General features: G+C 71.7%; 8 protein-coding genes. 6 read left to right on the top strand and 2 right to left on the bottom strand.

The window, feature by feature from the left end; all coding sequences use genetic code 11:
• On the top strand, positions 1 to 570 hold a 570-nt coding region (locus AOK24_RS28050; protein WP_167376866.1), incomplete at its 5' end, for a helix-turn-helix transcriptional regulator.
• Positions 571 to 578: 8 nt separating this feature from the next.
• Here AOK24_RS28050 and AOK24_RS28045 read toward each other — a convergent pair.
• On the bottom strand, positions 579 to 2,411 hold the full coding sequence (locus AOK24_RS28045; protein WP_055722839.1) for an APC family permease: 1,833 nt from the start codon (positions 2,409 to 2,411) through the stop codon (positions 579 to 581).
• Between the two features lie 169 nt (positions 2,412 to 2,580).
• Positions 2,581 to 4,272, bottom strand: coding sequence for an L-lactate permease (locus tag AOK24_RS28040; RefSeq protein ID WP_055722841.1), 1,692 nt, complete (start codon positions 4,270 to 4,272; stop codon positions 2,581 to 2,583).
• Positions 4,273 to 4,564: 292 nt separating this feature from the next.
• Between AOK24_RS28040 and AOK24_RS28035 the strand changes: the two genes are divergently transcribed.
• From AOK24_RS28035 to AOK24_RS28015, 5 genes are all read left to right on the top strand, one after another.
• Entirely contained in the window at positions 4,565 to 5,419 is an 855-nt protein-coding gene (locus AOK24_RS28035) for an ABC transporter permease (RefSeq protein ID WP_055722838.1), read from the top strand.
• Between the two features lie 11 nt (positions 5,420 to 5,430).
• Positions 5,431 to 6,291 carry a carbohydrate ABC transporter permease gene (locus tag AOK24_RS28030; RefSeq protein WP_055722837.1) on the top strand — a complete coding sequence of 287 codons (861 nt, stop codon included), beginning with the start codon at positions 5,431 to 5,433 and terminating at the stop codon, positions 6,289 to 6,291.
• Between the two features lie 50 nt (positions 6,292 to 6,341).
• A complete protein-coding gene (locus AOK24_RS28025) occupies positions 6,342 to 7,979 on the top strand; it encodes an extracellular solute-binding protein (RefSeq protein WP_055722836.1) in 1,638 nt (545 codons plus the stop codon).
• A 32-nt stretch (positions 7,980 to 8,011) separates the two neighbouring features.
• Entirely contained in the window at positions 8,012 to 9,046 is a 1,035-nt protein-coding gene (locus AOK24_RS28020; protein WP_055722840.1) for a LacI family DNA-binding transcriptional regulator, read from the top strand.
• The coding region (locus AOK24_RS28015) for a DUF2264 domain-containing protein (protein WP_159052009.1) at positions 9,043 to 10,322 on the top strand (1,280 nt) is incomplete at its 3' end. The genes AOK24_RS28020 and AOK24_RS28015, both read left to right, overlap by 4 nt.

The following is a 10,322-nucleotide window of genomic DNA, read 5'->3' as shown; positions in this document are numbered from 1 at the left end:
CTGGAGGCGCGGCGGCTGCTGGCCTCGGTGATTCCGGCGCTCGGCGCGCTCGCCGACCCGGTGGCGCGTGAGGCGGACCGGCTGCCGGAGCACGGGTCGGCGAGCCTGGTGACCCCCGACGGGGCGCTCCGGCTGCCGGGCCGCGAGCCCGTCCGGGCCCTGGACGACCCGGAGTTGCGGGCCCTGCTGCGGGTCTTCGCCGGTTCGGGGGGACGCCGGCTGCGGCTGCTGTGGCCCGTCGACGGCACCTGGTACCGGGTGACTTTCCACCGGCAGCGGCCCGGCGCCGGGCTGGTGGCGGGAGCGGTCCTGGTGCACGGGGTGCCGACGGAGATGCCGTACGGGCTCAGCGCCCGTGAGCTGGACGTCCTCACCCGGGCCGCGACCGGCCAGACCAACCGGGCCATCGCGCAGGCCCTCTTCCTCTCCCCGCGCACTGTGCACAGTCACGTCGAGCACCTCCTGCGCAAGACCGGCGCGTCCTCCCGCGCCGAGGCCACCGCGCTCGCCCTGCGCGACGGCCTGCTGCGCCCGGACGCCGGGGACCTCGCGTTCTTCGTCGAGCGGTGAGGCGCGTCTCACGGCAGCCGGAAGCGCAGGCGGCAGATCACCGCGTCCGTCTCCCGTCGTACGGCGTGCGCGACGACGGCCCCGCGCTGGTTCTGGAGCAGCCGCTGCCACAGGCGTTCGGGTTCGGTCTCCGGGATCAGCACGGTCACCTGGGTGCCCGGTTCGGCGGCGGCGATCTCGCGGACGTAGGCGGCGATGGGGCGGCCCAGGCTGCGGCGGTCGCTGCGGACCCGGACGAGGGGGACGCCGGGGTTCCAGTCGGCCCAGGCGCGTTCCAGGGCGTGGAGGGCCGCGCGGTCCTCGGGGTCCGGGTAGGAGACCGTCACCGCGCGGACCTCGTCGCCGAGGGAGGTGGCCGCCGTGAGGGCCTGGGAGGTGAGGCGGGAGAGGGAGGAGACGGGGACGACGACCAGGGAGCGTACGCGGTGCGGGGGTTCGGGGACCCGGCCGAGGCCGAGGCGTTCGCCGATGCCCGCGTACGCGCGGTGGACGGTTTCGAAGGCGGCCACCAGCAGGGGAAGCGCGATGACGATCAGCCAGGCTCCCTGGGTGAACTTCTCCGCCGTCACGACGACCGTCGCGACCCCGGTCAGCAGGGCGCCGGAGCCGTTCAGCAGGGCCTTGCCCGTCCAGCCCGGTCCGCGTTCCCGGCGCCAGTGCCGGACCATGCCGGCCTGGGCGACGGTGAAGCCGACGAACACGCCGATCGCGAAGAGCGGGACGAGCGTGTTGGTGTCGCCGCCGGAGAACACCAGGAGGGCCGCCGAGACGACGGCGAGGGCGAGGACGCCGTGGCGGTGGACCTGGCGGTCGGCCTTGAGGGCGAAGACGTGCGGCGCGTAGTTGTCGCGGGCGAGGAGTTTCAGCAGGACGGGGAGGCCGCCGAAGGAGGTGTTCGCGGAGAGGGCGAGCAGGATCATCGTCGTGAACTGGATGACGTAGAAAGCCCAGTTGTGGCCCAGGGAGGCGTCCGCGAGCTGGGCGAGGACCGTGACGCCCTGGACCGGCTGGAGGTGGAAGCGGCCGATCAGGACGGACAGGCCGATCAGCATCAGGCCCAGCACCGCGCCGAGGGCGACCTCCGCGCGCTGGGCCCGCTGGGCGCGCGGGACGCGGAAGGAGGGCACCGCGTTCGCGATGGCCTCGACGCCGGTCAGCGCGGCGCAGCCGGACGCGAACGCCTTCAGCAACAACAGGGCGCCGACCGTCGTGGCGTTGTCGGACAGCACGGAGGCGTGGCCGTCCGCCGTCGCCGTACTGACCGGCCCCGAGCGCAGCAGGCCGGCGACGATCAGGACGAACACCGAGCCGACGAACACGGCGGTCGGCACGATGAACACCCGCGCCGACTCGACGATCCCCCGCAGGTTCACCGCCGTGATCAACGCCAGGACCGCCAGGCACAGCCACAGCCGCTGCCCGTACAGGGCGGGGAACGCCGAGGTCAGCGCGGCGACCCCGGCCGTGACGGCGACGGCCACGTTCAGGACGTAGTCCAGGACCAGGGCCGCCGCCGCGACCAGGCTCGTCCGCGGCCCGAGGTGCGCCCTGGCGACCGCGTACGAGCCGCCGCCGTCCGGGAACGCCGCGATGACCTGCCGGTACGAGGCGACCAGCACCGCCAGCAGGCCGGCGATCGCCAGCGTCACCGGCAACGTGAAGCCGAGCCCGTGCGCGCCGGCTGCGGCCAGCACCAGCACGATCGCCTCCGGGCCGTACGCCACCGACGCCATCGCGTCCAGCGAGAGCGCGGCCAGGCCCGTGACGGCAGTGAGCCGATGCCGTTCACCGGCATCGGGGGGCTCCTCCCCGGTGGGAGCGACGGGGGTGAGGACGGACATGGGCGGGGGCTCCTTCGTGTGGACCGGTGCCCTCAGGGTCCGTCCGGATGTGATCGTTTCCGATCGTTCCTAGCGCGTTCTTCACGCCGGGAGCGGGCGTTTTGACGGACTCATAGCACCGGCGACACGGACGCCGTGTACGGCTTGATCCGCCGGGCTCGGCAGCGGCTCAGACCGTCATCCACTCCAGGACCGGCGTCGACTGTAGGTACACGATCAGGGCGAAGCCCGCGAGGAGGCCCAGGCTCCAGCCCAGGACCTTGCGGAAGATGAGGCTCTCGCTGCCGGCCATGCCGATGGAGGCGGCGGCGACCGCGAGGTTCTGGGGGGAGAGCATCTTGCCGAGGACGCCGCCTGTGGAGTTGGCGGCGGCCAGCAGGACGGGGTCGAGACCCGTCTCGTGGGCGGCTGTCACCTGGAGGACGCCGAAGAGGGAGTTGGAGGAGGTGTCGGAGCCGGTGACCGCGACGCCGAGCCAGCCGACGATCGGGGAGAAGAAGGCGAACGCGGCGCCGGTCTGCGCGAGGGCCGTGCCGAGGGTCGCGGTCTGGCCGGAGAGGTTCATCACCCAGGCCAGCGCGAGGACCGAGGTGACGGTGACGACGGTCCAGCGGAGTTGGTGCAGGGTCGCGCTGTACGCCTTGAGCGCGCGGCCGGGGCCGAGGCGGTACAGGGCCATGGTGAGGAGACCGGCGAGCAGCAGGATCGTGCCGGCCGCCTTGAGGTGCTCCAGTTTGAAGGTGACGGCTCCGGCCTGCTGACCGGTGGGCGTCTGGACGTCGAGGCCGGGCCAGGAGAACGTGACGACGCCGTGCACCGCCAACCAGTCCTTGACGGGGCCGAGTTGGGTGAGGGCGAAGAGGGCGACGATGATGAGGTAGGGCGCGAAGGCCATGAGGGCTCTGCCGTCCGCGGGTTCGTCGGGGCCGGGGCCGCCGGAGGAACCGGCGCCGGCGCGGGGCCCGGTGCCGTCATCGGCGTACGTATCGCCACCCCCGTACCTCTCCGCGTCCGAGTACGTGTCGATCCCCCCGCCCACCGTCACCCGTGCCGGCTGCCACACCCGCAGGAACCCCAGCACCGAGACCAGCGCCACGACCCCCGCCACGATGTCCGTCACCTCGACGCTGATGAAGTTCGCCGCGGCGAACTGGGCGATCCCGAACGTCACCCCCGCGACCACCGCGACGGGCCACGTCTCGCCCACCCCGCGCCGCCCGTCGAGGAGGAACACGAGGACCAGGGGGACGAAGACGGCGATCAGGGGTGTCTGGCGTCCGGCCATCGCGCCGAGGTCGTCCAGGGGCAGCCCGGTCACCCCGGCGAGGGTGGTGAGGGGTACGGCCATGCTGCCGAAGGCGACCGGCGCCGTGTTCGCGACGAGTGCGACGGTCGCCGCCTTGAGGGGGGCGATCCCGACGGCGACGAGCATGACGGCCGTGATGGCGACGGGCGCGCCGAAGCCGGCGAGGGCCTCGATCAGCGCGCCGAAGCAGAACGCGATGAGGATGCCCTGCACGCGCTGGTCGGTGGAGACGGTGCGGAAGGAGCGCCGCAGGACGGCGAACCAGCCGGTGACCTCGGTCATCCGGTAGATCCAGAGGGCGTTGACGAGGATCCACAGGACGGGGAACAGGCCGTAGAAGGCGCCTTCGACGGCGCCGGAGAGGGCCTGGGAACTCGGCATGTCCCAGACCCAGACGGCCAGCGCCAGCGCGAGCGTGAGGGCGGCCAGCGCGGCGAACTGCGCGCGCACGCGGAAGGCGCCGAGCAGGACGAACAGCGTGAGCAGAGGTAACGCGGCGAGGACCGCGGACCAGTACAGCGATCCGGCCAGCGGGTCGAGGACCTGGCGGTACATGCGGGCCTCCTGGTGCGGCAGTGACGCGATGTTCCGATTCGTCAACTTGTAGGACACGTGTCCAGGGCCGTCAATGGCGCCTTCCTGGGCCCACGCTCATCTGCGTTTCCTGTCAGGGCCGTTGACCGTGCTCTGAAAACGTTTTAACTTCCCCTCACTCCCAACCCCGAGCCGAGGAGGCTCCGTGGCGGTGCAGTTACATGAACGCCCAGGGAAGACGGTGGCGAGGCGCGACCGGCGCAGGCCGCCGGGTGAGCAAAAACGTTTTCAGCAGCGGACGCTGTTCCTGCTGATGCTTCCGGGTCTCGGGTACTTCCTGCTGTTCCACTACGGCGCGCTCGTCGGGAACGTGATCGCGTTCAAGGAGTACGTGCCGTTCGACGGCCTGTGGGGCAGCCCGTGGACGGGCGTCGACAACTTCCGCCGGATGTTCGAGGACGCGGCGTTCTGGGACGCGGTGCTGAACACGGTGTGGATCGCGCTGCTGCAACTGGTGTTCTTCTTCCCGGTGCCGCTGGGCCTGGCGCTGCTGCTGCACAGCCTGACGTGGTCGTCGGTGCGCCGGTTCGTGCAGTCGGTGGCGTATCTGCCGCACTTCATCTCGTGGGTGATCGTCGTGGCGCTGTTCCAGCAGGTGCTCGGGGACACGGGGATGCTCAACGGGTATCTGGACGACGCCGGGCTGCACACGGTCGACATCGTCGGGAACCCGGACGCGTTCAAGCCGCTGGTGGTGGCGCAGGTGATCTGGAAGGACGCGGGCTGGGGGACGATCATCTTCCTGGCGGCGCTGTCGCAGGTCGACGAGCAGCGGTACGAGGCCGCCGCGATCGACGGGGCGGGCCCCTGGCGGCGTTTCTGGCACGTGACGCTGCCCGCGATCCGTCCGGTGCTGGTCCTGCTGCTGATCCTCCGGCTGGGCGACATCCTGTCGGTCGGCTTCGAGCAGATGCTGTTGCAGCGGGACGCGGTGGGTCCGCAGGCGGCGGAGGTCATCGACACGTTCGTGTACTTCCAGGGGATCGTGGGCGGCGACTACGGGTTCGCGGCGGCGGCCGGCCTGTTCAAGGGCGTGGTGGGCGCGCTGCTGGTGTACGCGGCGAACAAGGCCGCGCACCGGCTCGGTGAGCAGGGGGTGTACCGGTGAGGCCGGCGTGGATGGAACGGCCGAGGCCGGTGACGCAGGCGGGCAAGGCGCTCGCGCTGACGGCGGTGGTGCTGCTGGTGTGCGTGCCGTTCCTGGTGATCCTGTCGACGTCGCTGGCCTCGCAGCGGGAGGTCGTGGCCAACGGCGGCTGGGTGCTGTGGCCGCAGGATCCGACGCTGAAGGCGTACCGGGACATCCTCGACGGCGGGATCGTCACGCACGCGCTCGGCGTGAGCGCCGGGGTGACGCTGGCCGGGACGCTGCTGAGCCTGGCCTGCACGGTGACGCTCGCGTACGCGCTGTCGCGGCCCGGCGTGTTCGGGGGCCGTCCGGTGCTGCTGCTGATCCTGTTCACGTTCCTGTTCCCGCCGGGCATGATCCCGAACTATCTCCTCGTCAAGCAGCTGGGCCTGCTGGACAGTTACGCCTCGCTGGTGCTGCCGGTGCTGGTGAACGTGTTCAACCTGGTCGTCCTGCGCGGCTTCTTCCAGGGCATCCCGGAGGAGCTGTACGAGGCGGCGCGGCTCGACGGCGCGGGCGATCTGCGGGTGCTGTGGTCGGTCGTACTGCCGTTGTCCAAGGCGGCGTTGGCGGTGGTCGGGCTGTTCTACGCGGTCGCCTACTGGAACTCGTGGTTCTACGCGTCGCTGTATCTGGAGAGCGACCACTGGCCGTTGCAGCAGGTGCTGCGGACGTACGTGATCGCGGGGACCGGGCTGACGGACACGACGACGGGCGAGGGCACGGTCAGCGCGCCGCAGACGATCCAGATGGCGGTGCTGGTGATCGCGACCGTGCCGATCCTGCTCGTCTACCCGTTCCTCCAGAGGTACTTCACCAAGGGCGTGCTCACCGGCGCCGTCAAGAGCTGACGTCGTCGCGAGGTGACGTCGTCAGGAGCCGACTCGGAAAGGTCCCGCTCATGTCCCGCATGTCCCGGCGCGCGCTGCTCGGTTCGATGGCAGCGGCGAGTGTCCCCGGTCTGCTGACCGCCTGTTCCACCGGCAAGGACGACGGCGACACCGCCAACGCCGGTAAGAAGCTGGCCCCTTGGCCCGTGTACCGGGCGGCGCCGGGCGCGAAGCCGGATCTCGCGCCGACCGAGGCGGGGGTGCAGCCGGGGTACACCTCCTACCCGGCCGATCTCTCGACGTCCGTCAAGCGCACGCCTGGTGACGGTTCGACGATCAGGGTGATGTCGGTGACGTTCGGCACGCCGCCCAAGGGCCGCGCGGACAACCGGTATTGGCAGGCCGTGGAGAAGGCGCTCGGCGTGAAGGTCGAGTTCACGGTCATCCCGACGGACGACTACCAGAAGAAGATGGCGACGGTCATGGCCGACGATCCGGACGCGCTGCCGGACGTCATCAACGTCTTCTCCGGTTTCCAGCTCCCGCGCGAGGCGCAGTTCGTGCAGCGCAGGGCCGAGGACCTGACGCCGTTCCTGTCGGGCGAGGCGGTGGCGCAGTACCCGAACCTGGCGAACATCCCCGGGCACGCCTGGCGGGACATGGGCCGCATCGGCGGCCGGATCTACGGCGTCCCGCTCGAACGGCCGCTGCCGGGTTCGACGTTGTGGCTGAACCAGGGCGTGTTCACGGACGCCGGGATGCGGGAGGGCTGGACGTCCGCCGACTTCGCGGCCGTCGCGGCCGGGGCGACCGGCGGCAAGCGGTACGCGCTGGGCGCCGGGACCGGTTCGGTGTTCGGCAACGCCGTGCACGCCGCCGCGCACAACGCGCCGTCCGCGTGGGCCGTCGACGGATCCGGCGTGTTCCGCGCCAACTACACCGACGAGCGGTACAAGGCGGCGGTCGCCTTCCAGGCGGAGTTGCGCGGGAAGGGCCTCTACCACCCCGACGCCGCCTCGATGTCGACGTCCGACCTGACGACCCTGTTCCTCAACGGCACGGTCGGCTCGATGCAGAACGGCTTCGGCTCCTACCAGACCCTGTACCCGGACGCGGAGGGCCTGCTGACTCCGGCACCGGCCCTGCCGTACGCGGTCGGCGGGACGCCCGGCGGGATCGTCGCGGCGCGGCGCTCGTTCGGGTACACGGTCCTCAAGGCGGCGAAGAAGGAGCGCATCCAACTCCTGCTGCGCGTCCTGGACTTCCTCGCCGCGCCGTTCGGTACGAAGGAGTGGGAGCTGATCCATTACGGGGTCGAGGGCACGCACTTCACGCGGGGTGCGGACGGCTCGCCCGAGGCGAACCGGCTCGGCGAGGTCGAGAACGTGACCAACCTGCCGTTCCGGTATCTCGCCGAGGGGCCGCAGGTGTTGTTCGTGCCGGGCCGTCCGGAGGCCGTGCGCGCGATCCACGCCTGGCAGCAGAAGGTCGTCCCCGTCGCGATCCGGGACGCCTCCTTCGGGCTCCAGTCGACGACGCGCACCACGCAGGGGACGACGCTGAAGGCGCTGATGGACGACACGGTCACCGCCGTGATCGCCGGGCGCTCCCCCCTGTCCGCGTACGACACCGCGGTGAAGACCTGGCGGGCGCGCGGCGGCGACAGAATGGCCGACGAGCTGGCGAAGGAGCATGACGCCACCTCATGACCGGCCGGGACGAGAAGGGGGCGCGCAGCGACATGACGGCGAGGGAACGGGTCACGATCCGCGAGGTGGCCGAGCGGGCCGGGGTGTCCGTGTCGACGGTGTCACGGGTGCTCACCGGGAACTATCCGGTGCCGCCGGCCACCCGCAGCCGCGTCCTGCGGGCCGCGCGGGCGCTGGACTACGTCGCCAACGCGCACGCCCGCGCGCTGGTCGGCGGCGGCCGGAAGATGGTCGCCGTCGTCCTGCGCCAGGTCACCAGCCCCTTCTACGCGCATGTCGCCGAGGGCGTGGAGGCGGAGGCCGCCGACCGGGGATGGCTGTGCCTGGTCGGGACGACCGGGGGTGATCCGCAGCGGGAGATGGACTTCGTGCAGCTCATGCGGGAGGAGGGGGCGCGGGTGGTGATCCTGGTCGGCGGGGTCGTCGAGGACGACGCGTACCGGGAGCGGGTCGCGCACTACGCGCAGGCGCTCAGCGCGTCGGGGGCGCGGCTCGTCCTGTGCGGGCGGCCCTCGCCCGACCCTGAACTCCCGGCGCTGGTCGTGGAGTTCGACAACGAGGCGGGGGCCCGCGCGATCACCGCGCACCTGCTGTCCGCCGGGCACCGGCGGATCGCCTTCCTCGGCGGGCTGCCGGGGAACACCGCGCTCGACGCGCGGGTGCGGGGGTACCGTGCGGCGCTCGCCGAGCACGGGTTGCCGGCTTCGGCCGCGTACGTCGTCGACTGCGGGCTCGGGCGGGCGGCCGGGCGGCGCGCCATGGGGCAACTCCTGAGGGAGACCCGGGAGTTCACCGCCGTCGTCGCCGGGGACGACATGGTCGCCGCCGGGGTGCTGCGGGCCGTCTCCGAGGCCGGACTGCGCGTACCTGACGATGTGTCAGTCGTCGGCTACAACGACATACCTCTGGCCGAGGACTTCAGCCCTCCGCTCACCACCGTCCGTACGCCCGCGGAGGAGTTGGGGCGCGCCGCCGTACGGCTCGCCGTGCGGGACGGGGAGCCTGCGGGGCCGCATCTGCTGGGGACCCATATCGTCGTCCGCGACAGCGTGGGGCCGCCCGCGTGAGCGGGGACCGTGCGGTGTGGGAGGACGCGGCGGACCGGTTGCTGGACGCGCTGCTGCCGTATGCGACGCCCGGGTTCGCGCAGTACCGGCTGCCCGGGCGGGCCGGGTACGCCGGGGAGTGGTCGGACGGACTGGAGGGGTACGCGCGCTCGTTCCTGCTGGCCGCGTTCCGGATCGCCGGGGCCCGGGGGGCGGGCATGGAGGCGTTGATCTCGCGGTACGCGGCCGGGCTGGCCGCCGGGACCGATCCGGGGCATCCCGAGCACTGGCCGCCCATCACCGACCGGGGGCAGCCGATGGTGGAGGCCGCTTCCGTCGCCGTCGCGCTGCACGAGACGCGGGAGTGGTTGTGGGATCTGCTCCCGGATGCCGTGCGACAGCGGGCCGTCGCATGGTTCCGGGGGTTCGTCGGGGCCGTCGTCAACGACTCCAACTGGCGGCTGTTCCAGGTGATCGTCGAGGAGTTCCTCGCCTCCGTGGGCGCCCTGGACGATCGCGGCGAGATCGACGCCGGGCTCGCCCGGCTCGACGACTGGTACCGGGGCGAGGGGTGGTACACCGACGGGGACGGGCAGAAGTTCGACTACTACAACGCCTGGGCCCTCCACCTGTATCCCGTGCTGTGGGCTCGGATCGCCGGGGCGCGCGCCGATCCTGCCGTCGTCGCCCGGCATCGGGGGCGGTTGCGGGAGTTCCTGGAGACCTTTCAGTACTTCTTCGGGGGTGACGGGGCTCCTGTGCATCAAGGGCGGTCTCTCACGTATCGGTACGCCGTTGTCGCGCCGTTGTGGGCGGGGGTGCTGGCGGATGCGACGCCGTTGCCGCCGGGGCGGACGCGGCAACTCGCCTCCGGGGCGTTGCGGCACTTCTCCGAGCGGCAAGTGCCGGACGCGGAGGGGTTGTTGAGGCTGGGGTGGTATCGGGAGTTCCTGCCGGTGACCCAGCCGTACTCCGGTCCCGCCTCGCCCTACTGGGCCGCCAAGGCGTTCCTGGGCCTGCTCCTGCCGCCGGATCACCCCGTGTGGACCGCTCCCGAGGAGCCCTTGGAGGACAAGGATCGGTGTCTGGTTCTGGGTGCTCCGGGGTGGGTGCTGCATTCGACCGCCGCCGACGGGATCGTGCGGCTCGTCAACCACGGAAGCGATCGGCTGGCGCCGCCGCCGGCCGCGTCCGAGGCGAATCCTCACTACACGCGGTTCGCCTATTCGTCGGTGACGGCTCCTGAGACTCCGCCGGGGGATCTTTCCGGTGGGGTCGACAATCATCTGGCGGTGGG

This window comes from Streptomyces niveiscabiei (assembly GCF_001419795.1).
Lineage (GTDB): Bacteria > Actinomycetota > Actinomycetes > Streptomycetales > Streptomycetaceae > Streptomyces > Streptomyces niveiscabiei.
Note: the sequence above shows the minus strand (reverse complement) of the source record. Positions and strands in the feature narration are given on the sequence as shown.